We start from the raw sequence: 24028 nt of genomic DNA, 5'->3' as shown, positions 1-24028 counted from the left end.
GTCTACATCGGGTGCAGTGCGCGTCCTCGTGCTCGACGACGATGACGACCTGCGCGAGCTGCTCTGTGCGTTCGCGGAGAGCGTGGGCGCGGAGCGCTGCGCGACCGCGGCCTCGCTCGAGCAGCTGCGCGCGATCGCGCGCGACGCGCTCTCGTGCGACATCGCGATCCTCGACGTGAACCTCGGGCCCGCGGCGCCGAGCGGTGTCGACGCGTACGAGTGGCTGAGGCAGCAGCACTTCGCGGGCGAGATCGTGTTCCTCACGGGCCACGCGCGATCGCATCCGCTGGTGCGCCGCGCGCTCGCGCTGCCCGGGGTGCGCGTGCTCGAGAAGCCAATCGACGTCGAGGTGCTGCGCGCGCTCGTGCAAGGGCGCTCGACGTGAGCCGGAGACACCTGCGCCCGCGGTGGCACCTCCACGCACGTCACGCGGAGCGCGGAGCGCTCCGAGCGCCGCGAGGCGCGCTCGATGCTCCGTGCTTCGCGCGAGATCGTTGAGCTTTCGGGAGCGGTACGCGCCGTGCGACGGCGGGTCTCGTGACCTCACGCGCCGCGATCGCGATCACACTCTGCGTGTCGTGGCTCGCGACCGGCTGCGTCGGCGTGCTCGACGAGCGAGGCACACCGGCGGCGTCCCATCACGATGGAGGGCGCGAGCTGCCACCCGATCCGAGCGACGGTGGCGCGCCGATGCCGCCTCCTTCCGCGACCGACGCGAGCACGCCGATGCCTCCGCCCGCGATCGACGCGAGCACGCCGATGCCTCCGCCCGAGACCGACGCGGGCCCGAGCGATCCCTGCGAGGGGCTCACGCTCGAGGGCCGCTGCGACGGCGAGACCGCACGGTGGTGCGAGGGCGGCGCAATCCGCGAGCAGGCGTGCAGCGATGGCTGCGGCGTCGTCGAAGGACGCAATCGATGTCTGCCTCCTCCTCCGCCTCCGCCCACCGGATGCGCGAGCGCGATCGAGGCGGAAGAGCTCGCGCTCACCAACGCCGCGCGACGCGAGGCGGGGCTCTCCGATCTGACGTGCGACGAAGGGCTCGCACGCGCCGCACGCCTGCACTCGCAGGACATGTGCAATCAGAACTACTTCATGCACGACTCGCTCGACGGTCGCTCGTTCGTGGATCGCATCAACGAACAGAGCGTCTCGTGGAGGACCGTCGGCGAGAACATCGCGCATGGCTACACCACGCCGGAGGCGGTGCACACGGGATGGATGAACAGCGACGGGCATCGACGGAACATCCTGAACGGCGCGTTCGGGCGCATCGGGATCGGGTACGTGGAGTGCGGCGGCAGGCCGTACTGGACGCAGGACTTCGCGAACTGACACGCGTGTTGGGGCCGCTGCTCGTCGCGCTCATGTGCGCGGCGTGCGGCGGAGACGACGACACGAGCGATCCAGGCGACGCGAGCACACCGGGCATCGACGCGAGCGATCCGACGATCGACGCGGCCGTGCGCGAGGACGGTGCGTCACCGAGCGACTCGGGCATGCCCGACGCGGGAGGCCCGATGCGTGAGATCTTCGTCTACGTCGGGCTCACCAGCGGTGATCTCGTCGTGTACACGCTCGATGCATCGAGCGGCGTGCTCACCGAGCTCAGCCGCACCCGCACCGGCGACTTCCCGTCGTTCCTCGCGCCCTCGCCCGACGGACGCTTCCTCTACGTGGTGCACGAAGGCGCGGCCGAGCTCGCCGCGCTCGCGGTCACCCCCGGCACCGGCGCGGTGGCGGTGATCGATCGCGCGGCCACCGAGGGCGGCGGGCCGACGCACGTCGCGGTGAGCCCCGACGGACGCTTCGTCGCGACCGCGAACTACGGCGGCGGCTCGGTGCCGATCTTCCCGATCGAGGCCGGAGGGATGATCGGTGATCGTCTCGATCTCGAGCGCCCCGGTGGTCAGGCGCACCAGGTCGTGTTCGATGCCAGCAGCACGCATCTATATGCTGTGAGCAAAGAAGACGCGTTGGTCGCGCAGTACGCGGTCTCGGCGAGCGGGCTCGCGCCGCTCACGCCGCCGAGCCGCGCGATGCGACCGGGCGCGGGCTCGCGTCATCTCGCGCTCTCGCCCGACGAGCGCTTCGCCTACGTCATCCACGAGCTCGACTCGACGATCACGGTGCACGCGCGCGCCGCCGACGCGACGCTCGGCCCCGAGCTGCAGCGCGTCTCGACGCGCGCGGAGGGCGCGAGCGGCGGCAACACGACCGCCGAGATCCTCGTGCACCCGAGCGGGCGCTTCCTCTACGGATCGAACCGTGGCGACGACGACGTGGTGCGCTTCCGCATCGAGAGCGACGGGCGGCTCACGCTCGAGGGCCACGAGAGCACCCGCGGTCGCACGCCGCGCAGCGTGACGCTCACGCCCGACGCGCAGCTCCTGATCGTCGCGAACCAGGACTCGCGCGACGTGCAGGTGTTCGCGGTGGACGCGACGAGCGGCGAGCTCACCCACCGGGACGGGATCACGACCGACGCGAACGCTTGGTACGTGGGCGCCTTCGCGATTCCGACCGAGTGACGATCGATCGACAGGCGCCAGCCGCTCGCTACCATCCGCGCTCTTCGGAGGAGAATCGCACCGTGAGCATCGTGGACGACGGCAAGGTGGTGAGCATCGACTACGTCCTTCGCGACGAGACCGGCAAGGAGCTCGATCGCTCGAGCGAAGGCGCGCCGCTCGTGTACCTGCACGGTGCGCGCGGCATCGTGCTCGGGCTCGAGGAGGCGCTCGCAGGCAAGTCGGTGGGTGATCGCGTCGAGGCGCGTGTCCCGCCGGACAAGGGCTACGGCCCGAAGCGCAACGTGAAGCCGCAGGAGGTCCTGCGCTCGCGTTTCCCCGCCGAGGCGAACGTCGTGAAGGGCGCGCAGTTCGTCGCGGAGGGGCCCAACGGTCGCCCGACGCCGATCTGGGTGACGAAGGTGCAGGGCCGCACGATCTACGTGACCTCGGAGCATCCGCTCGCCGGCGTCACGCTCGTGTTCGACGTGACGATCCGCGAGGTGCGCGACGCGACCGAGGAAGAGAAGGCGCACGGTCACGCCCACGGACCGGGCGGACATCACGAGCACTGAGTCGCTGCCGGAGTGCTCGTCCCGCCGGTCCCGGAAGGGAGCGCGCGAAAGGCGCGCGGACGGTAGGGCCCGGCGGGCGAGCCGATTTCGACATGAGGACGAGAAGGACGCGCCGCGGCTCCCTTCGCGGCGCGTCCCTCCACGTCAGATCAGATCGCCCGCATCGATCTCGTCGACCGGCGCGCCTGCATCGGGCGTCGGATCGGGATCCGGATCCGGATCCGGATCGGGATCCGGATCTTCGCAGCAGCCCTCGGCGTCGCAGCCCGGCCGCGGGAAGCAGCCGTCGCGATCGTTGCCCTGACCGCTGTTGCCGTCGTACAGGCAGTCGACCTTTCCGCTGTGCGGATCGTCGATGTTGTCGCCCGGAATGCCGGTCGGACTGTTGTGACCGCCACGTCCGTGCCCCGAGCCGCGCTCCGGCGGCATCATCGTGCCGGGGTCGGGCACGCACTCCTCTCCCGTCAGCGCACTGCGGTATACCGGCGGCGAAGGCTCGGCCGAGCACGCGAGAAGCGTGACGACCGGCGCGAGCACCAGCATCGCCCCGAAGACCGTCTCGATTCGAATCCTCACGAGTCCACCTCCCACCCGAAAGGGCGTGGCTCGCAGTGCACGCGGTGCGCCGCCCGCATAACGCTGTGCTTTTGCTCCATAGCGGGAGTCGGAGCGGCGCACGCTCCGCGCGCGGAGCACGGAGCGCTCTCTGGGGAGAATCGACCTCGGCGAGAACGTGAGAATCGTCGGAGTCGTAGGTGCCAGTCGTGATTGGCACGCTGCGAGGAGGTCAATCGCTACAGACGACCTCGCTCTCACCCGACGTGAACGTGAGAATGGGCTCTCCGTCGACGAAGACGCGGTTCACGTCGCCCGGCGGCAGCGACGGGAGCGGGCAGGTGCGGGTGTTCTCGATGCACACCGGCGGACAGACACCGTCACACGCGCCGAGGTAGCGATTCGCGGTGACGTGGAGGTCGCTGCCGGGCGGCAGATCGTCGGTGAGCCGAGGCACGACGCGCACCTCGCACGTGCTCTCGCGATCGCAGGTGCCGCACTCCTCGACGAGATCGAGCTCGTCGTGCGACTCGCCGCCGAAGCCACGCCTCACGCAGGCGCGCGAGGGGCGCATCGGGCGTCCTTCGAGCACCTCGCGGCCGCGCGTGCATTCGTCGTCCTCCGCGAAGTCGACGCACGTCCGCCCGTTCGTGTGGTGTGGCGAAGCGACCGGCAGGACCATCGCGGGCGCGCCGTTCACCTCGACGAGCCACTCACCGGCCGGCAGGCCGGGGATCTCGCACTGCGCGATCGGCGTGTTGCACGCGTCGCAGTCGCAGGGGTCGGGACAGAGCGTCGTGACGAGCCGCACCGTGCGGCTGTCGCGCGTGACGTCGACCACCGCGCACTCGGTCTGCGCGCAGCACCCGCAGGTGTCGAACGCGAGCGGCAGCGTGAAGGGCGTCGCCGCGGGCACGACGATCGACTCGAGGCACACGAAGTCGGCGCGCGTCGGCGCGCACGTCAGGCCGGCGTCGGGCGCGGAGCCCGCGTCCCACAGCAACGACGCGTCGGGCCCGATCGGCGTGGTCCGCGCGTCGACCGTCCCGGCGTCTCGCGGGGTCGGTCCGTCGGCTCCGTGGTCGAGATAACAGCCCGAGACGAGCGCGCTCGTGATCGCGAGCAGTGGCACGGATTGCGACAGTCGGAGCATCGGCCGGTGACGGAGCAGATCGCGTGCCCGGGGCGGCGCGGACGATCCCGATGTCGCGGTAGGCTCTCTGCTCATGACCTCGCTTCGTGCCGTCTTCGCTTCGCTCGTCCTCCTCCTCCCACTCGTGTCGATGCGCTCGCTCGCGAGCGCGCAGGAGTGCTCGCACGCGTGCCCGCGGCGCGAGCGCGATGCGCGCGGTTGTTGTCTCTCCGCCGAGGATCGAATGGCCGCGCGTTGCGTGCCCGCGCAGCCCGCGCAGTGCGTCGTCGCGGGGCTCGCGTTCGAGCGCGGCGAGGGCGTGACCGCCGACGTGACGCGCGCCGCCGGGCTCTATCACCGCGCGTGCGCGACGCGACATGCCGAGGGATGTCGCCGCCTCGGTGGGCTCACCCGCAACGGCGTCGGCGTGACGCGCGACTCCGATCAAGCGCTGATCCTCTTCCGCACCGCGTGCGATCAGGGCGATGCCGAGGCGTGCTTCCAGCACGCCGAGATGCACGAGCAGGGCGAGGGCACGCCGGTCGACACGACGCGCGCGAGAGAGCGCTACGACCGCTCGTGCCAGCTCGGCTTCGCGCAGGCGTGCTGGCGCGTCGCGACGCTGATCAACGACAGCGCGGCGCCCGAGGACGCGGCGCTCGCGACGTCGCTGCTCGATCGCAGCTGTCGCGCCGGCATCGCCGAGGCGTGCCGCACGCTCGCGGAGCGCTACGTGAGCGGGCGCGGGGTCGCGGCCGACACGACGCAGGCACTGCGGCTCTTCGAGTCGGGCTGCGCGGCCGACGACGTGCTCTCGTGCGAGCGCCTGAGCGTGATCCTGCGCGATGGCGGCATCGCTGCGGCGGAGCAGCGTCGCACCGAGCGCCTGCTCGAGCGCGCGTGTCGCGACGGGCGCGGCCCGGCGTGCAACGAGCTCGGCCTCATCTTCGAGGAGCAGGGCGGCCGCGTCGCGGCGCGCGCCGCGGAATTCTATCGGCGCGCGTGCGAGGACGGAGAGCCGATCGGGTGCGGGAACCTGGGCCGCGCGTACCAGGAGGGCATCGGCGTCGCGGTCGATCTCGAGGCCGGCGTGCGCTTGTTCCGGCAGGGCTGCGAGGGCGGCGAGCCCGGCTCGTGCGTGTCGCTCGGCCTCGCGACCGAGGACGGACGCGGCATCGCGCGCGACGTCGCGGCAGCGGCGCGGCTCTACCGACAGTCGTGCGACCAGGCGGACTCGCTCGGGTGCATCCACCTCGCGCGGCTGCTCGACGAAGGGCGCGGCGTCACCCGCGATCTCGCGGAGTCGCTGCGCCTGTTCCGTCGCGCCTGCGAGCAGCAGGAGGATCTCTACGGCTGCGCGAACCTCGGGCTGATGTACGAGCGCGGCCGCGGCGTGCCGCCGGACCCGACGCGCGCGGCGCAGCTCTACTCGCGCGCGTGCGAGGGCGGTGAGCTGCTCGGGTGCGCGAGCCTCGGCGCGCTGGTCGAGCAGGGCATCGGCGCGAGCGCCGACCCCGCGCGCGCGGTCGGGCTCTACACCCAGGCGTGCGAGGGCGGTGAGCTCTACGGGTGCACCCGCCTCGGCCTCGCGTTCCGCGCCGGCGCCGGCGTCGCGCAGGACGACGCGCGCGCCCTCGAGCTCGTCACGCGCGCCTGTGAGGGCGGCGAGCTTCGCGGATGCAACGCGCTCGGCTACTTCCTCGAGCGCGGCCTCGGGATCGCGGCGGACGTCGCGCGCGCCGGCGAGCTCTACTCGCGCGCATGCGAGGGCGGCATCCCGAACGGATGCACCAGCCTCGGCACGCTCGCGATGAGCAGCGATCCCGCGGCCGCCGCCGCGCTCTTCCAGCGCGCCTGCGACGCCGGCCACATGCTCGCGTGCAGCAACCTCGGCTCGCTGCACGAGCTCGGCAGCGGCGTCGCGCGCGACGTGCGGCGCGCGGTCGAGCTCTGGGGTCGTGCCTGCGAAGGACGCGAGCCGCGTGGCTGCTTCAACCTCGGGCGTGCCTACGAGAGCGGGCTGATCGGCGGCACCGCGTCGGCGTCGCGTGCGCGACCGCACTATCAGCGCGCGTGCACCGCGGGCTACGCCGAGGCCTGCGAGCGCATCGGGGTTCGCTGATCGCGCTCCGTACCGACGCTGCGTGGCGCGAACGCTACGTCCTCGATGTGTCTTCGAGCTGGGCTCCTCCCGACACCGGACGCTTGACACCGCTGTATCCTCCGCGCGTGCGATCGCTTGCGCGCGAAAGCATTCTTTTCTTCTCCTTCGTGTCGGCGGTGCTCGGCTGCGGCCGTCTCGGCTACGACCCGCAGGCGCTCGACGAGCTCGACGCATCGATCGTCGACGCGGCTCGGCGTGGCGACTCGTCGTCGAGCGGTCTCGACGCGGCGCTTCCGATCGACGCGGCGTCCGATCCGCCCGATCCCGATGCGATGCCGCCGATCGATGCGTCCGCGTCGGTCGAGCGCGATGCGGGGGTCGATGCCGGTGTCGATGCCGGTGGCCGTCGCGATGCCGGCCCGCGTCCCGATGGCGGCCCGGCACCGCCGGGGTGCCTCGCGGGCGGGTACCTCGGGCGCCGGTATCTCTACTGCGAGGACCTGCGCACCCGGAACGACGCCGCGATGCGCTGCGCCGATCTCGGCATGCGGCTGGTGCGCGTCGACGACTCGGCGGAGCAGGACTTCGTCGACGTCCTGCGGGTCGCGGACCGCGTGTGGATCGGCGCGACCGACGAGGTGCGCGAGGGCGACTGGACGTGGAACGACGGGACGCTCTTCTTCCGCGACGCCACGGGCGGCGGCCAGCCGATCGGCGGCGCCTACGTGCACTGGGGCGCAGCCGAGCCCAACGGCGCGCGGCGCGAGAACTGCGCGATGATCGTCTCGAGCTCGGTGTGGATCGACGAGGACTGCACGATGGCAGTCCCCTACGTCTGCGAGCCGCTCTGATCGCGTCTAGAAGAGCGCCGCGTCGAGCGAGTACGAGCCCGGTCCGATCAGCGCGAACATCACGCAGATCACCGCGAGGTTGATCGTGTACTCGGCGCCCGGCGGATCGTTGGTGATCAGGTAGCCCGCGCCGCGATGGCCGAGCACGCCGGCGACGACCATCGTGAAGAACAGCACGACGCACGCGCCGCGCGTCAAGAAGCCGGCTGCGAGCAGTGCGCCGCCGATCAGCTCCGAGAGCATCGCGATGCGCGCCTGCAGCGGTGCGAAGGGCACCCCCAGGCTCGCGAGCCAGCTCGCGAACTGCTCCATGTTGCCCTTGCCGACGACGCCGAGCTTCCCGAGCGCGTGGACGACGAAGCACACGCCGATGAACACGCGCCCGACGAGGAGCGCGGTGTCGACCATCCAAGGCGAGGTTTCGGTGAACAGATCGCCGATCTGCATAGAGCCTCCAGCGCGGCACGAGCTCGCTCCGCCAGCGGCATCGTGCCGTGTGAGCGGCTTGAGCAACGCTCGTGCCCCGTGTGATCCCGCGCGGATCGCGAGAAATGCCCGAGAAACACGCATGGGGAGCCCGAGCCCCCAGGGCGCGCGCGGAGCGACACGCGCTCCGCGCGGCGCCTTCGGAGTGCCGCGCGAGCTACTCCGTCGGCGGCTCGCCGCGCGGCGCGACCAGGTCTCTCCACTGCTCGGAGTCGCCTTCGACCATCGCGCCGACCCAGTCCGCGAGCACCACGTCCTCCACCGACACGTCGTGCATGCTCATGATCTCGATGCGCCCGAGCTGGCTCACGCCGCCCGCCGGGAGCTCGACCGATCCGAGGTCGCGCCCGACGATGCCGGTCACATCACCGAGCAGCGCGGTGTGCGCCCGACCGTCGTAGAGGAAGCGTCGATATCGATCGGGGTGCGCCTCGTGGAGCGCGCCCGTCTCCGCTTCGACTGCCGCGCTGAATTCGACGGGCGTCGACATCAGGAAGACCTCGCTGATCACGAAGTCGTACCAGGACGAGATCGCCGCGACGTGCAGGTTCGGATCGCGATCGAGCAGATACCGGACGAGCCCGATGATGTGCCCGTCGCTCGTGCAGTCGGTGCAATCGGGAGGGAGGAAATCGCGCGCACCGAACTCGTCGATCAGCGTGTCGAGGAACTCGGTGTCTCCGGCCCGCGCGACCCCGAGGCCCGCGTCGTCGATCACGAAGATCGGCACGTCGGGATACACGTAGCGCACGAGGAACGCGGCGAGGATCGTCCCGTATCCGCCCCCCGAGCTGCCCGCGAGCACCACGCGACGCGGCGAGGGGAAGCGCTGGTGTCCCATCGTCAGCGCCGCCGAGAGATTGGCGAGACCGTGGTGGAAGCGATCGGCCGCGCCGTCTCCGTCCTCGTCGATCTCGTTGTCGCCGGCGAACAGCGATCCATCGCAGTACGGCACGTAGAGCACGTCCCATCCGGCCAGCGGATTGCGCTCCTCGTCGCGCAGCAGATCGGTCGGCGGGATGCCCGCGGGCGCGGTGGTGACCGCCAGGCAGAACGCGCTCCAGCACGCGCCGCCGCCCTGGAGGAAGACCAGCAGATCCTCGCTCTCGGTCTCGCGCACCGAGGCGCGGAATTCGCGGCCGCGCATGCACATCGGGCCGCTCTCGGGATCGAAGGTGAAGGTCGTCGAGTCTCCGTCGCTCGTCGTCTCGACCGGGCGCGCCGCGCCGAGGTAGCGCGTGAGCCCGCGGTCGTACGCGATGCGCTCGGGCGTGCCTTCGTCGGGCACGTACGCGACGAAGAGCGGTGGCTGCTCGGCCTCGCACCCACCCAGCGCGAGCCCGGCGAGCACGAGGATCATCGGAAGCGAAGTCGTACGCACGATCGATCTCCTGCGTGAAGGAAGACCGCGCGACGATACACGCGTTCGTGCGCTCCGACGTTCTCACCAATCGCGGGGGCGCCGTCCGACGCCGCCCCACTCGAGCCCGGTGCGGAACGAGCTGAGGCGCGAGGGGTGCGCGGGCTCGGTCATCACCGGCTCGCGCAGCGGCTCGTCGTGGGCGCGCGGCGGTGCCGGAGGACGACCGGGCACGAGCCCGCGCACCCGCACGCGCGTGAGCACGTCCTCCACGCCGAGCACCGACCACGCGAGGTCCTCGGCGTGCCAGCGCTGCTCGCGCGTGTCGACCTCGCCCTCGAGGAGCACTTCGCCGCCGTTCACGCGCACTTCGAGCTCCGACGCGTCGATCCACGGGTCCAGCGTGAGGCGCGTGCAGACCTCCTCGTGGATGCGCTCGTCGGAGCGGCGGAACCCGCGCGGTCCCGGGGGATGTCGTCGTCCGAGCCCGAACCTCATGGCGAAGGCCTCCTCTCGCGATCGGTGCGAGCAATCGCGAGGCCGGCGAGGTGCGTGGTCCATCGCGACGGTCGGCTACGCTCGCGCGATGTTGCGCTGCGCGTTCTGCGGGACCGAGATGATCTACGTGCACGGCCACGCGGCGTGCGGGCGCGGCGAGTGCCCGATGCGCGGCGTGAACCAGGCGGAGTGCTGCAGCGGCGAGCAAGGCTGTGTCCCCACCAGCGCGATCGCGCGCGCCCCGCAGCCCGATCGCCGCGACGAGCCGCGCGACCGCTGAGCTGGCGCGCGGGGTGCACTCGAGCGCGCGCATGCACGAGGGCCCTGTCTTCGAGGTCGTGAGCCGCGCGATCGAGGTCGCGGGCGTCGCGATCATCGTGGTCGGGATCGTGATCGCGTGGGCGCAGTTCGCGCAGCACGTCGTGGCGCATCGCCGCGATTCGTACGGGCAGCTGCGGCGCGCGCTCGGCCGCTCGCTCCTGCTCGGCCTCGAGCTGCTGGTCGCCGCCGACATCGTCGCGACGGTCGCGCTGGAGCCGACGTTCCAGAGCCTCGGCGTGCTCGCGATCCTCGTCGTGATCCGGACGTTCTTGAGCTGGGCGCTGGAGCTCGAGACCGAAGGGCGATGGCCGTGGCAGAAGCACGCGGAGCGGAGCGGACCGGGCGAGTGGATCAGCGCCGGCGACGCCGCAGCGCGATCGTCGTGATCGCGAGCGAGGCGAGCGCGAGCGGCGCGGAGCCGTCGGCGCGTCGCGTGACGCGGCAGCCGCATCCGCTGCTCGACGGTGCCTCGGTGGTGGACGCGTCGCTGCCGACGCCGGCGTCGATCTCGGCCGCGTCCTCGCTGTGCTCGTAGGCGCCGGCCGAGGGCGGCATCGCGCGGGCGCGTCCGTCGAGATCGATCGCGAACCCCATCTCGCGCAGGTCGCGCCCGGCACCGCGCGCCGGCGAGTCCGCGCCGAGATGGAAGTCGTCCTGGCCGATCACGCCGGCCTCGGCGATCGAGGACGCGACCACGTTGTGGTCGATCTCGATGCCGACGTCTCCGCCCGCCGCGATCGCCGACGCGTCGCCGCCGATCACGAAGTTGTTCCACGCGACGGAATCCTGGATGCCCGCGCCGAACACCTGGATCGCGTCCTCGCCGAAGCCGCTGATCGTGTTGTGCACGAAGCGATGGCTCGCGCGCTCCACGAGACCGCGCAGGTTCACGTAGACGCCGTTCTCGCCGAAGCGCGCGATCACGTTGTCCGCGATCGTCGTGTCGCCGGTGTCGAGCACGATGATCCCCTGCGCGGGCCCGTCGCTCAGCACGTTGCGCCGCACGTCGCACGTCGAGTACGCGCCGAGCTGCAGGCCCTGCTGCTGGTACATCTCGCCCGCCGATCCGACGCGGCGGATCACGCTGTCGTGCACGCTGCATCCGCTGCGCGCGAAGCCGACCTGCGCGCCGTCCCACTCGGTGTCCTCGACGAGCACGTGGTCGATCTCGATGCCCTCGAGGAAGTGCGCGGGGATCGTCACCGTGGTGCCGTCGCACTCGCGCATGTAGCCCGCGGTCTGGGTGCTGCCGACGTAGAATCCCTCGCCGCCGGTGTCGTGCACCCAGAGGTGGTGCAGATGCACGTCGCGCATGACGAAGTCGTCCCAGAAGGGCCGGTCGTCGCAGCCGGGATCGGTCTTCGCCATCACCCCGGCGAAGCCGGTGTCGTGCACCTCCATGTGATCGATCTCGACGTCGCTGGCGCGGCCCTGGATCCACACGCCCACGCCCGCGTAGGGATCACGATCGGGCGCGCTCACGTCGAAGCCGTGCTCGATCTCGGGATCGCCGGTGCCGGTCACGCGCACGAAGCGCGACGCGCCCTCGACCACCAGCGCATACGCGCGATCGGTGTTGCGGATCACGACGCGACCGCCGCAGTTGATCACGGTGATCGGCGCGTCGGCGGCGCCGACGAAGCGCGAGAGACGAAGGAACGGGCGCTCGCCCGCCGCGACGCACACGCGATCGCCGGCCTCGATCCCGAGCGCCTCGCCGTCGGCGGTGGTCACGTCGAGCGCGAGCGTGTGATCACAATCGCAGTCCTGGGCGCGAGCGGATGGAGCGAGCAGCGAGAGCAGGACGACGAGGAGCGCGACACGACACGTCATCGCTCGAGAGTACGACAGCTCTTCAGACTCGAAGACTGTCGAAACTCGGCTCGCCCGCCGGTCCCTACCGTCCGCGCGCTGCGCGCGCTCCCGTCCGGGACCTGCGGGACGAGCACTCCCGCAAGGACTCAATCTTCGGCCGGCACCCACAGCGCGACGCGCGCGCCGCCGGCCGCGCCTCGTCCCGCCTCGATGCGCCCGCCGCTCGCGTCGAGGATGCGCCGCACCACCGCGAGGCCCATCCCGGTGCCGGTCGCGCGAGTCGTCAGGAAGGGCTCGCAGAGCCGCTTCATCACCTCGTCGGTGAAGCCCGGCCCCTCGTCCTCCACCACCACCGCGCGCTCGCGCGTCCCGATCTCGAACGACACGCGCACCCGGCCGCGCGCCGGAGACGACTGCGCCGCGTTGCGGAGCACGTTGTTCACCGCGAGCTGCAGCAGATCTTCGTCGACGAGCGCGAGCATCGGGCGATCGGGCGTGCTCACCTCGATCGTCACCGCGTCGAGCTCGCTGCGCCTCGAGAGCAGCCCGACCGCCGCATCGACGAGCGACTCGAGCGCGACCGCGCGCGGGCGCGGCACGAGGGGGCGACCGAGCGTGAGCAGATCTTCGACCATCCGCTCGAGGCGCGACGCCTCTTCGCTCACCACGCGCATCATCGCCTGGCGCGACGGCGCGTCGAGATCCGCGCGCTGCAGCAGCGACACCGCGTTGCGCAGCGCGGCGACCGGGTTCCTCACCTCGTGCGCCATCACCGCGGCGGCCTCGCCGAGCGCCGCGAGCCGCTCGCGGTCGACGCGCTCCTGGCGCAGCCGGACGTTCTCGATCGCACGCGCCACGAGCTCCGCGAAGAGCTCGATCGACACCGCGAGGAGCGGCGTGAGGAGATCGCCGGTGACGACCAGCGCGCCGTAGGGCCGGCCGTCGACGAAGAGCGGCGCCTGCACCATGCGCTCCGACGGAAGGCGCGCTGCGAGATCGCTCGCGACCGGCTCGGGGTACGCGTCGCGCACGAGGCGCACGCCGTTCTGGAAGAACGCGGCGCGTCGATCGGAGAACGCAGGATTGAACGTCTCGAGGATCGCGCGCGGCGGGCGCGCCCGCTCGAACGCGCGCCGTCCGGGACCGCTGCCCGGCGAGCGCGTCGGGCCGTAGCGCAGCAGCGGATCGCCCTCGTCGATCAAGAGCACCGTCGAGGTGAGGCCGCGCTCCGAGAGCGCCTCCGCGGCGCGCTCGAGCACGTCGTCCTCGGTCGCGCACGAGCCGAGCGATCCCGCGACACGCGCGAGCACGTCGGTCGACTCGCGGCCGAACGCCTCGGGCTCCGCGTCGAAGAACACGACGAGCCGCGCGCCGGGCACACAGAGCCGTCGCCACACCACGCGCACCGCGTGCTCGCGTCCTCCGGCGTCGCGCAGCCGGCACCAGAGGTGACCCGCGGGCTGCGGCGTGCGCGACTGCTCGTGCGCGCGCTCGACCACGTCGCGATCGGGCGGCGCGACCCGCTCGAGGATCAACGACTCGATCGAGCGGCCGACCACCTCGCCGGCATCGACGCCCAGCATCGTCAGGTACGCCGCGTTGACCGCGGCGCAGTCCGCGCCGCACGTGACGAGCGCAGGCATCGGCAGGACGTCGACCACGTCCTGCGCGCGCCACGCTCGCTCTTGCTGCTCCGTCAAGCGTTCGATCGGACGTCGCGCGAAGGCCCGGTGGGCACTTCGAGCGGTCGGCTCCCGATCACGAGAATGCCACGGATCACGCCTTCTTCGCGATGAATCCCTCGGGCAGGCTCTTCACGTGCAGGTCGCGCTGGGGGAACGGGATCTCGATCCCGGCCTCGGTGAGCGCGTCGTGCACCCGCAGCCCGACCTCGCTGCGGATGCGGCCCGCCTCGCCGAAATCGCTCGTCCAGAACTGCAGCGCGAAGTCGAGCGAGCTCTCGCCGAACGCAGCGAACGACGCGCTCGGCGGGACCCCGTCCTTCGTGACCTCGGCGTGCTCCTGCGCGACGCGCCGGAGGATCTCGAGCACGCGATGGGGATCGGTGCCGTACGCGACGCCGACCTTCACCTCGACGCGGCGCTTCCGATCCGAGAGCGTCCAGTTCACGACCTCGCGGCTGATCAGCTTCTCGTTCGGCACGATCACCTCGGCGCCGTCGGGCGCGCGCACCGTGCTCGAGCGCAGCCCGATCCGCGAGACCGTGCCGACGAGCGGGCTGATCTCGATGAAGTCGCCGATGCGCACCGGGCGCTCGAGCATGAGGATCACGCCCGCGAAGAAGTTCGCGACGATGTTCTGCAGACCGAAGCCGATGCCGACGCCGAGCGCACCGGCGACGAGCGCGATCTGGCTCGCGTCGATGCCGAGCGCGGCGAGCGCGAGGAGCAGGCCGCCGCCGTAGATCACGTAGCGCGAGATGCCGGAGATCGCTCCGTCGACGCCGGGCTCGAGCTTCATGCGCGGGAGCACGTCGATCTCGAGCAGGAAGCGGATGCAGCGTGCGCTGTAGTGGGTGACCACGACGATCGTGATCGCCGCGACGATCGCGCCGAGCGAGAGGTGCAGGTTGCCGACGTCCCACTGGGTCTCGAGCGTCTCGGCCGCCCACTTCCACAGCGATGCGCCGACGCCGTACCCGTCGAGCGTCGCGAACGCCCAGAGCACGAACGCGGCGAGCGAGAGCGCGCCGAGCATGCGCCGGTGGATGAGCCCGCCGTGCTCGCGGAACGCGTGGGAGAGACGTCCCGCTTCGCTGCGGATCGCGAGGTCGAGCAGCGCCTGCGCGACCACCACCGCGGCGACCAGCGTGAGCCCGGTGTAGACGCTGAACCCGGTGCCGACGCCGATCATCTCGGCGAGGAAGAAGTACCCGAGGCCGTTCGCGACGAGGCCGAGCACGAGCATGATCGCGGCGGTCACCGCGACGCCGCGCAGCACCGCGGTGAGGCGATCGCTCTGGCTCGTGCGCTGCGCCCACCAGCCCAGCGCGGCGATCGCGATCAGGCACTCGAGGAGCAGCAGCAGGCGCCGCAGCTCGGTGCCCTCGGGCATCGTCGACTCGATGCGGTTCACGAAGAGGAAGCCGACGAGGAAGTAGAGGATCGGCCGCACGTGGGGCGGCGCGAGCGGCGGGAGCACGCGCGCGAGCGGCACGAGCAGCAGGAAGAACACGACGTCGTAGAGCGCGATCGGCGCGTTGCGCACCAGCGCGGGCGTCGCGAGCAGCGTGACGAGGAGCGCGGTGGAGAACGGCCGCGCCACGATCGCGCGCGCGATCGCGAGCGTCTCGTCGCCCTCGGGCCAGCTGCGGCTGCGTCGCTGGATGATCAGCACGATCCCCGCGAGCAGCGCGAAGACGAAGAGCTGGCGCATCACGCCCGGCGCGAGCGAGGCCGCGAGCTCCGCGGGGGTCTCGGAGCTCGACGTGAAGCTCTCGCGCGCCTGGGTCGCGAGCGAGCGCTCGTCGGTCGACGAGGTCGCGCCGCGCAGGCCCTGCCAGAACGGCGGCGCGTCGCGCACGAAGAGGCGATCGCGGTACGCGGCGCTCGCCGCGCGCAGCTGCTCGGTCACGTCCTCGACGACGAGCGCGAGCTCCGAGACGCGATCCTGCAGGCCGAGCACGAGCTCGCGCTGCTGATCGAGCTCGGTCGCCGCGTTGCGCGACTGCTCGAGCGACGTGACGATGCGCTCGTGGCGACCTTCGGGACGCCCCGCGGTCTCCGACGCGCGCCGCAGCGCGGCCCACTGTCGGCGCAGCTCCACCAGCTCGCTGCGCGCCTGCTCGAGCTCGCCCGCGCGCTCGACGAGCGTCGTCTGCCACTCCTCGAGCATCGTGCCGTAGCGCCGCCACTCCTGGCGCAGATCGGCGAGCTCGCGCTGCGAGAGCTGCGAGATGCGCGCGAGCCGCGAGGGATGTCCGAGCCGCTCGAGATCGGCCTCGGTGCGCGGCAGTCGACGCTGGATGTCGGTGATCGAGTCGCTCGCGCGCAGCAGCGGGCGCGCCGCCTGGAGCGCGGTGCGGGTGCGCGTCGCGAGCTCGCCGAGGTGCGCGCCGCGCAGGGCCTCGCGCGCTTCTTCGGCGGGGTCGGGGCGATCGGCCTCGGGCTCCTCGGCGGCGGGCTCGGGCGCCGCGGGCTCGCTCGGCGGCGCCTCTTCGACCGTGCCGGCGTCGGGCGCGAGGGTGCCGGCGTCCTGCGCGGAGGCGCGCATCGCGAGCAGCGAGAGGGCGAGCGCGATCAGCGCGACGCCACGGATTTCCGAATGTGCTCCCATGCGGACGGGCGCGAGCATAGCGCGCGTGAGACGTCCGCCGCCGGAACGTGGGCCCGCATGCGTCGGTGTGGTCAGCGAGCGCCGGGACGACGCTCGATGCCGCGCCACGTCGCGCGGGTCGCGACCATGCCCGCCCAGAGCAGCCCGATCGCGAGCGGCGCGAGCATGATCGCGACGCAGGGTCCGCCGTAGTACGCGCGGGTCGCGAGGATCGCGACCGCGCCGGTGACGACGCCCGCGACGAGCAGCAGGTGCGCGCCGACGCGCGGGAGGAAGCGCCCGGGCGGCGCCTTCGACGCCGAGACGATCGCGATGCCGAGCCCGATGCCGAGCGGCCCGAGGTACGCGAACGGCGCGTACATCGGGGGCACGCCGAAGCCCGGCTCACCGGCGTCGAGCCCGAGGATCGTCAGCGGCACCGAGCCGACGAGGAGGACGAGCCCGACGATCACGCGTGCGATCACGAGCGCGAGTCTACGCCGCGGAGACGCGCGCAACGAGCGTAAGCGACGCGCTCTCGCGCGCTCGGTACATCGGCCTCATGGGCCTCGTCCGCACCTGTGCCTGCATCGTCGTGTTGCTCCTCGCCGCGACGAGCGTGCAGGCCCAGGACCGGCCGCGCGTGCTGCTCTCGCGCGACGAGCTGCCGCGGGTACGCGAGGCGCTCGACCGAGATCTCGCGCCGGTCGCGACCGCGCTCACCCGCGGCATCGATGCCGCGTACGAGGGCTCGTTCCCGCGCACGCCCGATCCGAGCTGGGAGTACTTCGACGATCCGCGCGCGATCGGCGACTCGCTCTTCGCGTTCGCGTTCGCCGCGCTGGTGTGGGGCGACGCCGGCGACGAGCGGGCACGCCGCGCGGTGGAGCTCGCGCGCGCGTACCTCGTCGGCATCTGCGGCTACGGCGACTGGGTGTTCGCGTCGCGCCAGGACGGGCCCGCGCCGGACCTCTACTCCGCGCACTTCCTGATGGACGTCGCGGTCGCGTACGACTGGCTCCACGCGCGCTTGTCGGAGGGCGAGCGCGCGACGTGCCGCACCACGATCGCGCGCGAGGGTCGCAAGATGTACGACGCCGCGATCGGCGGCGCGTGGTGGGTCGAGGACCGCATCCAGAACCACCACTGGATCAACCACGCGGGGCTCGGCATCGCGGCGATCGCGGTGCACGGCGAGATCGAGGCGGACACCGCGGCGTGGCGTCGCGCGGCCGAGTCGGCGCTCACCGATGCGCGCGGCGCGATGAACCTCGTCGAGGGCGGCGCGTGGCACGAAGGATGTGGCTACGCGAACTACGGGCTCGAGGCGCTGCTGATCCACGGCCTCGCATCGCGCCGCGCCGAAGGGATCGACTTCGCCGACGCCGCGCTGCTGCGCGATCTGCCGTCGATGCGCGCGATGACGATGCCGCCCGCGCTCGCGCATCGCCGCGAGTACCCGGTGTGGGGCGACTTCTCGAGCTTCACCAACGACTCGACGATCGCGCTCGCCGCGCATCGCATGCGCTTCGGCGGCGCTCGCCTCGCGGCGTGGTACGCGCGGCAGTTCCTCGAGGGCGGCGGCGGCGGGCGCACCGGGATCACGACGTGGCCGCCCTCGCAGCGCGGGCCGATCATGGCGGCGATCCTCTGGGACTCGTCGATCACGCCCGAGGCGCCGCGCACGCTCGATCACTTCGCGGCCGACCTCTCGCTCTTCACGACGCGCAGCGGATGGGACGAGGACGACGCGGTCGTGGTGCTCAAGAACGGGCCCTTCGGCGGTCACGGCAACTTCGCGCGGGTGCGCGACGGCGGTGAGGCCGAGGGCACGATCAACTACGGGCACGACCACGCCGACGATCTCGGCGTGCAGATGTTCGCCGACGGCGAGTGGCTCACGGTGCCGGTGCCCGGCTACTGGATCGGTCGCGCCAACGGCGACCCCGAGGCGAACCGCACGCGCTTCGCGAACTCGATCCTGATCGATGGGCTCGGTCAGCTCGGCGAGGGCGTGCGCCGGGGGAGCTCCGCCGCCGACGATGCGCGCGCGTGGTTCTGGGATCGCATCGGCACGATCCCGTCCTACGGCAGCACCGCGCACCACGCGTTCGCGCGCGCCGACGGCACCGCGCTCTATCCGGCATCGCGCGGCATGGAGCTCGTCGAGCGCGTGATGGTGCACGCGGATCGCGAGGTCGTGCTGGTGCGCGATCGTGTGCGATCGAGCGCGTCGCATCGCTACGAGGTCGTGTGGCACGCGGTCGACGCCGCGGTGCGCGACGGATCGTGGCTGCGCCTCGAGGCGAAGAACGGGCGCGCGCTCGGCGTGCGCGTGCTCGCCCCGGCGTCGTTCGAGATCACGACCGAGCCGCAGACCGCGCGCCACGTGCAGCGCTTCGACGCGGACGGGCAGCTCACCGCGGCGATGGTGCGACCGTCGAGCGACGCGAGCGCGCACACGTTCCTGCACGCGCTGGTGCCGGTGCGCACCGCGTCGTGGGCGTCGCGCCGCGCGATCGATCCGATCGACGGCGATCGTGGCGCGCGCTTCGGCGAGACCCGCGTCGTCTTCGAGGGCGCCGACGGGATCGAGCACGACGGAGCCGCGGCGATCGTGGGCGCCGCGCGCGCGGCGATCCTCGCGGGCAGCTCGCTCGTCGTCGATGGCACGTCGCGGATCGAGGTGCTCGAGGGCGCGCCCGCGAGCGTCGAGGTCGAGACGAGCGAGGGCGCGATCGAGCTCAGCGGCGATCGCGTGAGCGTGCGGGTCCACGCGCCCGAGGTGACGCGGGTCACGCGCGGAGGCGTCGAGGTCGCGTACCAGCGCGACGGAGATCACGTGGTGGTCGGCGCTGGCGCCGAGCCCGAGGAGGACGGTGGCATGCAGGTCGACGGCGGGGTCTCGAACGTGCGGGAGGACGGCGGTGTCGTGGATGCGAGCACCCCGTCGACGACGCCGGGCCGCAGCACGGTCGAAGGCACGTGCTCGTGCGGGGTCGTGGGCGCGCCGGCATCGCGCGGCAGCGCGGCGCTCGCGGCGCTCGGGATGCTGGGCATGCTGATCGCGGCGCGGCGCCGGTGGGCCCTCGCGGCGGTCACCGCGCTCGCGCTCGGCTGTGCGGGCGGCGAGGGCGACGAGCCCGGCGGCGTCGACGCCGGCGCGACGCCGCGCGATGCGAGCGGCATCGACGCGCAGGTCGACGACGACCTCGACGCCGCGGTCGTCGGCCCCGACGCGACGACCGGCGAGGACGCCGCGGTCGATCGGACCGACGCCGCGACGCCGCCCGGCGACGACGTCGACTGCTTCGGCACCCGCAACATCCATCCGACGATCGCCGGCGGCCGCGAGTGGTGTCTGCCCGCCGATCCGACGCGCGGGAGCGGCGCCTGGGATCCCCACGACGACGCGGTGGGCGCGGGCAGCGAGCCGGGCACGCTGCTGAGCGACGGATCGCCGCGCCACAGCGTGACGTCGCTCGAGGGCGACGCGTGGTGGCGCAACGTCGAGATGACGGTCTACCTGCGCTGGCTCGAGGGCGACGAGGGCGAGGAGTTCACGTTCTACGCGCGCGGCGAGCGCCACAGCGACGGCATGGTCTCGACGTCGGAGATCAACGACGGAGTCGTGGCACCGCCCGGCACCGTGACCTGGCCCGGCTATCCGTTCTCGCGACCGGTGCCCCAGCCCTGCCTCGGCAGCGCGTACAAGGGCAGCCTCGCGGTCGACGGCAGTGCGTTCTTCAAGAAGGAGATCAGCCACACCGCGGGCTACACGAACGCGGCGGCCGAAGAGACGGTGTTCGCCGAGGGGCTGCCCCGCGGCGAGTGGGTCGGCTTCAAGTTCGTGCTGCAGAACGACGGCGACGGCGTGCACATGGAGATCTGGGTCGACCGCGAGGCCGACGGACACTGGGATCGTGTGACCCAGCACGACGATCGCGGCGGCTGGAACGGCGACCCCCAGGACGACGGCTGCGACGCGGCGCCGCTCTCGTACGAGCGCGATCAGATCGTCGACTGGGCGGGCCCGATCGCGGTGCTGCGCGCCGACCTGCAGCGCTTCGAGCTGCGCGCGTTCACGGTGCGCGAGATCGCCCCGCTGCGCTGAGCGTCACCACACGCAGCCGCGGGTGAGCATCGTGTCGGTGCCGTTCCAGGCGGCGATCGACCAGCACCATGCGTGCTCGGAGCGTGGCTCGATCGGTTCGAAGTAGATCTCGTCGTCTTCGTCGATGTGGAACCACGAGGGCGCGAACGAGTCGTCGGACGCGCGCTCGGGCACGCCGGGCACGAGACCGCGCTCGCGCACCAGCGCGTCGAATGTGGCGCGATCGATCGGCGCGGATGCGTACCGGACATCGCAGCCCATGAAGTGGGAGTAGTGGTACTGGCGCACCGGATACGAGGTCATCGGGAGCGCCCAGGCGAGCTCGTTGGTGAAGATGCGCATCGCCTGATGGCCGCCGAAGATCGAGAGCGCGATCACGAAGATCGCGGCGGCCACGCCCGCGCGCATCGAGACGCGATCGCGGAGCGCGCACGCACCGAGCGCGACCGAGGTGCCGACCGTGAGCGCGAAGAACGAGAACGCGATCGCTTCGTGCGGCCCGCGGCTCGGATAACGACCGAAGAGCACGAGGGCGACCAGGCACCACGCGAACGCCGAGCCCCATCCGATCGCGAGCACGCGCCAGAGCGCGCGACCGCGGGTGATCGCGTCGAGCACCAGCGCGGCGATCGGGACCACCCACACGTACCAACCGGCGAGCGCGGCCAGAGTCGGGGTTGGCTCCACCGTCATCCGGAACCAGGTGACGAACGCGGTCGGAATCGACAGGAGCACGCCGAGCACGATCGTGATGATCGCGAGCACGTGGAGTCCGCCGACGGACGACGGCGCAGCAGGGCTGTCGCGCATGCGCGCCGGGACGCTCGGCGCCGGTCGATGATTCCTCGTTCGTGTCGGCCCACGGAACGGAACCACGGGTCGTCACGCGAGCGATCGACCACCGTGGTCGAGCTGGAAGCGACGATCTCGATGCCTGGTGCGCGCGCGGCGCATCGAAATTTCGTCGCGCGCGCGCAGATCGTGATCGTTTTTTCGCGCCGGAGGGCCGTTTCTCGCCTTCTCGCTCACCGATTGCGCAACGAAATCGCGCACTTCGCGAATGTCCGCGATTGGGGTACAGGATCGAGCCTCGTCGAGGCTCGCACCGAGGGTCGCGGAGGCTCGAGCCGAGGGTCGTGGAGGCTCGATCGGAGGGTCGTCGAGGCTCGACCGAAGGGTCGTGGAGGCTCGGAGCTCAGCTGATCACCACACCGAGCGCTGCGTGAGATCCGTGCACGTGCACGGTGAGGAGAACCTCAGACGTCGGTGGGCTCGGTGTACGTCGTGTCCTCCACGACGTACTCCACCGTTCTCCCCTGCGGCTCCTCGCGACACGCTCCGTCCTCGACCAGCTCGCGGATCGCCTGCTGCACACTGCGCAGCGGGACCTCGAGCTCGGCCGCCACGTCGCGCGCCGTCGAGCGCCCTCGTCGTGCCAGCGCGTGCAGCACGCGATCCTCGATCGACAGCGCACAGCGCGGATCGGGCACCACGACCGCGTCGCTCACCACCAGCGCGACACGCCCCGCGCTCGCGTGCACGCGCCCCGCGCTGCCCAGCCGCGCACCGATCCGATGCGCGAGCACCCGCAGCGTCGCGTCGTGGCTCTCCGGCTCGTAGGGCGTGCGGTACACCCGGCGGTGCAGGCGCTCGAGCTCGACCCCTTCGTCGCCCGCGAGCGCGATCATCGCGAGCGCGACGTCCTCGCGTCCGGTGCGTCGCTGCGTCGCCGAGATCGCCGATGCGCCCGCGAGCGCGAGCCCGGCGCGCGCGATGCGCCGTCCGGCGCGGCCCGGCGTGCGCAGGATCCACGCGGTCGCGTCGTCGTGCACGCCGCTCGCGCCGAGCCCGCCGAGGCCGAGCGGGAGCCGCGCCCCCTCGCCGCGCACGAACTCGGCGACGTCCTCGTCGAGCGTGTCGGCGTCGATCGCGGCATCGAGCAGACCGATCGCGGCGCGCGCCCGCCGCGCGATCGGGCCGAGGGTCGCGCTCGTCGCGCGGAGATGCGCCGCGCTCGCGTCGAACGTCGCGCGATCCCCACGCAGCGCGGCCTCGAGCGTCGCCGCGATCGCGCTCGCAGCGCGCGCCGCGGGGCTCGCGTCGTCCTCGGCGATCGCCGTCTCGATCCCCGACGCGAGCAGGCGCTCGGACGCCAGCCATCCCGACCACGCGGGCGGCAGCCATCCACCGAGCGACTCGAGGATGCGCGTCGCGTGCACCGACTGCCCGGCCACCGCGCGCACCCGCGCCAGGATCACGCCCGCGAGGGCGCGCGGCCCGCGCAGCCCCTCGGTGCTCGCCATGCGCGATGCACGACGCGCGACCCCGATCGCCTCCTCGACCCGATCGTGATCGAGCAGCGCGAGCGCGCGCGTGCTCGCTCCGTCGATCACCAGGTCCGCGGCGCGCATCCGCCCCGCGTCGGCCTCGATCGCGGCGGCGTCTTCTTCGCGGCACGGCTCACCGCGCAGCCACGCGACCCAGAGCGCCGCGAGGCGCGTCTCGATCGCACCGCGCGAGCCCTCCGCGAGACGCGCTGCACGCGCGAGCGCGACGTCGTCCCAGCGCGCGAGCGCGAGGCGCATCACCTCGATCGCGCTCACCGAGCTCCCTCGCGCGCCTTCGTGCTCACCGAGCTCGCATCTTGCCACGGGCGCGCGCGCGACCTCGCAACGTTCGTCGCGCAGATCGCGCCGCGCGCCGACATCAGGCGCGGATCTGCAGCGCGAGCGGACACCGCCCCTGGCCCAGCGCGTCGGCGCTGTCGCGCACCGCGCTGCGCAGCGCGGGGATGTCGCCCGCGTAGTTCGTCTCCACCTCGAGCCGCGCGCCGCCCTCGATGTCCACCACCCGCACCGACGTCGCCTCGAGCAGCTCCGAGTCCTCGTCGCGGAACCGCACGGTGCCCGGGCGCTCGTCGTCGTCGCGCACCTCGGCGGCCCGCGCCTGCTGCTGCGCGTGGGCGAAGCGCGAGACGCGCGCGCGCAGATCGTCGACCTCGCCGGCGTCGGCGGTGAGCACCATCGCGCCGCCGCGGGGCAGCGCCTCGAAGCTCGCGACGAGACCCTCGAGGTCGGCGGGGCAGATCTCGCGCGTCGAGACGCGGATCGAGCGCTCGGGCTCGTCGAGGGGATCGGCGGTCGCGGGCAGCGGCGTCTCCCACGTCGCGTCGTCTTCGTCCTGGACGATCGCGGTGCCGGTGCGCGAGAGACCACCGAGCGTCTCGTCGTCCGCGGCCTCGCGATACGGGATCTGCGCTTCCTCTTCGGTCGCCTCGATGCGCGCGATCGGCTCGCCGGTCCGGGCGTCGATCAGCACCGCGCGCTCGCTCCCGGTCGTCGTCTGTGACGTCGCGCCTTCTTCTCCGCCGTGACCTCCGCACGCCGTGGCGAGCAGACACACGACGCCCAGCACGCTGCTCCTCGTCGACAT

At 72.3% G+C, this 24028-nt stretch carries 22 protein-coding genes; 9 read left to right on the top strand and 13 right to left on the bottom strand.

Translation table 11 applies throughout. The annotated features are described in order from the left end of the window. The first annotated feature begins 16 nt into the window (after positions 1-16). The 4 genes from I5071_RS32525 (at position 17) to I5071_RS32510 (ending at position 3085) form a co-directional block, all read left to right on the top strand. On the top strand, positions 17-385 hold the full coding sequence (locus I5071_RS32525; protein ID WP_236517160.1) for a response regulator: 369 nt from the start codon (positions 17-19) through the stop codon (positions 383-385). A 152-nt stretch (positions 386-537) separates the two neighbouring features. Beyond that, positions 538-1335 carry a CAP domain-containing protein gene (locus I5071_RS32520; RefSeq protein ID WP_236517159.1) on the top strand — a complete coding sequence of 266 codons (798 nt, stop codon included), beginning with the start codon at positions 538-540 and terminating at the stop codon, positions 1333-1335. 5 nt (positions 1336-1340) lie between these two features. Then, positions 1341-2531, top strand: coding sequence for a lactonase family protein (locus tag I5071_RS32515; protein WP_236517158.1), 1191 nt, complete (start codon positions 1341-1343; stop codon positions 2529-2531). 62 nt (positions 2532-2593) lie between these two features. After that, complete coding sequence (locus I5071_RS32510; protein WP_236517157.1) at positions 2594-3085, top strand: FKBP-type peptidyl-prolyl cis-trans isomerase; 492 nt, start codon at positions 2594-2596, stop codon at positions 3083-3085. A 144-nt stretch (positions 3086-3229) separates the two neighbouring features. Here the strand turns inward: I5071_RS32510 and I5071_RS32505 are convergent, their stop codons facing one another. Both I5071_RS32505 and I5071_RS32500 read right to left on the bottom strand, forming a co-directional pair. Further along, positions 3230-3661, bottom strand: a complete 432-nt coding sequence (locus I5071_RS32505; protein ID WP_236517156.1) for a hypothetical protein — start codon at positions 3659-3661, stop codon at positions 3230-3232. Positions 3662-3872: 211 nt separating this feature from the next. Next, positions 3873-4793 (bottom strand): hypothetical protein, encoded by a 921-nt coding sequence (locus I5071_RS32500; RefSeq protein ID WP_236517155.1) that lies wholly within the window; start codon positions 4791-4793, stop codon positions 3873-3875. Positions 4794-4866: 73 nt separating this feature from the next. Here I5071_RS32500 and I5071_RS32495 point away from each other — a divergent pair, with 73 nt between their 5' ends. After that, on the top strand, positions 4867-6894 hold the full coding sequence (locus tag I5071_RS32495; RefSeq protein WP_236517154.1) for a tetratricopeptide repeat protein: 2028 nt from the start codon (positions 4867-4869) through the stop codon (positions 6892-6894). Positions 6895-7043: 149 nt separating this feature from the next. Beyond that, the gene (locus I5071_RS32490) at positions 7044-7727 is read left to right on the top strand and encodes a C-type lectin domain-containing protein (protein WP_236517153.1); all 684 of its coding nucleotides are present in this window, start codon (positions 7044-7046) and stop codon (positions 7725-7727) included. 6 nt (positions 7728-7733) lie between these two features. Here I5071_RS32490 and I5071_RS32485 read toward each other — a convergent pair whose 3' ends face one another. The 3 genes from I5071_RS32485 to I5071_RS32475 form a co-directional block, all read right to left on the bottom strand. Continuing rightward, positions 7734-8174 carry a DoxX family protein gene (locus I5071_RS32485; RefSeq protein WP_236517152.1) on the bottom strand — a complete coding sequence of 147 codons (441 nt, stop codon included), beginning with the start codon at positions 8172-8174 and terminating at the stop codon, positions 7734-7736. Between the two features lie 196 nt (positions 8175-8370). Next, the gene (locus I5071_RS32480; RefSeq protein ID WP_236517151.1) at positions 8371-9573 is read right to left on the bottom strand and encodes a pectinacetylesterase family protein; all 1203 of its coding nucleotides are present in this window, start codon (positions 9571-9573) and stop codon (positions 8371-8373) included. Positions 9574-9657: 84 nt separating this feature from the next. Beyond that, a complete protein-coding gene (locus tag I5071_RS32475) occupies positions 9658-10071 on the bottom strand; it encodes a BON domain-containing protein (protein WP_236517150.1) in 414 nt (137 codons plus the stop codon). An 88-nt stretch (positions 10072-10159) separates the two neighbouring features. On the opposite strand from I5071_RS32475, the gene I5071_RS32470 reads away from it, so the two are divergent. Together I5071_RS32470 and I5071_RS32465 are read left to right on the top strand one after the other, a co-directional pair. Next, complete coding sequence (locus tag I5071_RS32470; protein WP_236517149.1) at positions 10160-10351, top strand: hypothetical protein; 192 nt, start codon at positions 10160-10162, stop codon at positions 10349-10351. A gap of 31 nt (positions 10352-10382) precedes the next feature. Beyond that, a complete protein-coding gene (locus I5071_RS32465) occupies positions 10383-10778 on the top strand; it encodes a DUF1622 domain-containing protein (protein WP_236517148.1) in 396 nt (131 codons plus the stop codon). Here I5071_RS32465 and I5071_RS32460 read toward each other — a convergent pair. The 4 genes from I5071_RS32460 to I5071_RS32445 all read right to left on the bottom strand — a co-directional run bounded on the left by I5071_RS32460 (position 10744) and on the right by I5071_RS32445 (position 16967). After that, the gene (locus I5071_RS32460; RefSeq protein WP_236517147.1) at positions 10744-12225 is read right to left on the bottom strand and encodes a right-handed parallel beta-helix repeat-containing protein; all 1482 of its coding nucleotides are present in this window, start codon (positions 12223-12225) and stop codon (positions 10744-10746) included. The two genes, I5071_RS32465 and I5071_RS32460, sit on opposite strands and share 35 nt — an antisense overlap. Before the next feature lie 128 nt (positions 12226-12353). Further along, entirely contained in the window at positions 12354-13907 is a 1554-nt protein-coding gene (locus I5071_RS32455; RefSeq protein WP_236517146.1) for an ATP-binding protein, read from the bottom strand. A gap of 76 nt (positions 13908-13983) precedes the next feature. Further along, positions 13984-16503, bottom strand: a complete 2520-nt coding sequence (locus I5071_RS32450; RefSeq protein ID WP_236517145.1) for a mechanosensitive ion channel family protein — start codon at positions 16501-16503, stop codon at positions 13984-13986. 71 nt (positions 16504-16574) lie between these two features. Beyond that, positions 16575-16967: a hypothetical protein gene (locus I5071_RS32445; RefSeq protein WP_236517144.1), complete on the bottom strand. Its 393-nt coding sequence runs from the start codon at positions 16965-16967 to the stop codon at positions 16575-16577. A gap of 77 nt (positions 16968-17044) precedes the next feature. Between I5071_RS32445 and I5071_RS32440 the strand changes: the two genes are divergently transcribed. Further along, a complete protein-coding gene (locus I5071_RS32440) occupies positions 17045-20596 on the top strand; it encodes a DUF4962 domain-containing protein (protein WP_236517143.1) in 3552 nt (1183 codons plus the stop codon). 3 nt (positions 20597-20599) lie between these two features. On the opposite strand, the gene I5071_RS32435 is transcribed toward I5071_RS32440, so the two are convergent. The 4 genes from I5071_RS32435 to I5071_RS32420 form a co-directional block, all read right to left on the bottom strand. Then, entirely contained in the window at positions 20600-21406 is an 807-nt protein-coding gene (locus tag I5071_RS32435) for a hypothetical protein (protein WP_236517142.1), read from the bottom strand. A 72-nt stretch (positions 21407-21478) separates the two neighbouring features. Further along, entirely contained in the window at positions 21479-21649 is a 171-nt protein-coding gene (locus I5071_RS32430; protein ID WP_236517141.1) for a hypothetical protein, read from the bottom strand. Between the two features lie 203 nt (positions 21650-21852). Next, complete coding sequence (locus I5071_RS32425) at positions 21853-23199, bottom strand: helix-turn-helix domain-containing protein (protein WP_236517140.1); 1347 nt, start codon at positions 23197-23199, stop codon at positions 21853-21855. Positions 23200-23302: 103 nt separating this feature from the next. Then, positions 23303-24028, bottom strand: coding sequence for a hypothetical protein (locus tag I5071_RS32420; RefSeq protein WP_236517139.1), 726 nt, complete (start codon positions 24026-24028; stop codon positions 23303-23305).

This window comes from Sandaracinus amylolyticus (assembly GCF_021631985.1).
Classification (GTDB): domain Bacteria; phylum Myxococcota_A; class Polyangia; order Polyangiales; family Sandaracinaceae; genus Sandaracinus; species Sandaracinus amylolyticus_A.
Note: the sequence above shows the minus strand (reverse complement) of the source record. Positions and strands in the feature narration are given on the sequence as shown.